Origin of the sequence: Nocardia aobensis NBRC 100429 (assembly GCF_000308375.1) — a bacterium.
Classification (GTDB): Bacteria; Actinomycetota; Actinomycetes; order Mycobacteriales; family Mycobacteriaceae; genus Nocardia; species Nocardia aobensis.
Genome location: NZ_BAFQ01000222.1, coordinates 1 through 708 on the forward strand (window position 1 = coordinate 1; position 708 = coordinate 708).

At 69.4% G+C, this 708-nt stretch carries 2 protein-coding genes; one reads left to right on the plus strand and one right to left on the minus strand.

Features of this window, described 5'->3' with window-relative positions; genetic code table 11:
- Positions 1 to 291: 291 nt before the first annotated feature.
- Positions 292 to 537, plus strand: coding sequence for an acetyl-CoA carboxylase biotin carboxyl carrier protein (locus RJ03_RS27310; protein ID WP_218001008.1), 246 nt, complete (start codon positions 292 to 294; stop codon positions 535 to 537).
- Here the strand turns inward: RJ03_RS27310 and RJ03_RS39095 are convergent, their stop codons facing one another.
- Complete coding sequence (locus RJ03_RS39095) at positions 538 to 708, minus strand: lipocalin-like domain-containing protein (protein WP_083871371.1); 171 nt, start codon at positions 706 to 708, stop codon at positions 538 to 540. It lies immediately after the preceding gene.

Consider the following 708-nt stretch of genomic DNA (forward strand, 5'->3'; position numbering starts at 1 on the left):
TGGGCAACTACTGACCGGAGCGTGCCGTCATGACAGCAATGGACGAAAACGTCACCCCCGCAGCGGAACTCGATGCCGCCCCGCACGACTATCTGCAGATACTCGACGCCATCCAGTCGGGCGCGTTGCGGCTGCTGGCAGGCTTCCCGGCACAGCCCAGCGGCCTGCGGATCCAGGTCGGTGAGGTGACCGTGGAGGCGCAGTGGCCGCAAGGCCCGGGGGAGGCTGCGGTGAGTGCCGGCGCCGCACCGGGCACCGGCACCGGCAACCGACATCGCGACCGAGGTGCCGGTGACCGATCCGGTGATCCGCGCACCCAGTGTGGGCGTGTTCTATCGGAGCCCGCAGCCCGGTGCCGAGCCGTTCGTGGCGGTCGGCGACCGGGTGTCGCCGGGGCGTCAGGTCGGCATCGTCGAGGCGATGAAGCTGATGATCCCGGTGACGGCCGAGGCGGGCGGGGTCGTCACGGCGATCCTCAAACAGGACGGTGATTCCGTGCAATTCGACGAACCTCTGTTCTCGTACTCGCCGGAGTGATCACGGGCGGGCGGACCTGCGCCAGGTGAGAATGCGGCGCTGGGTCCGCCCGTCCACCTGCGCGGCGCCGATGAGCGTCAGCACGTCACCGTCGAGGGACATCTGGCGTACCTGCTCGGTGCCGGCCCAGGCCGGATTCGAGCACACGCTGATGGCGTGCACCACCGCCAT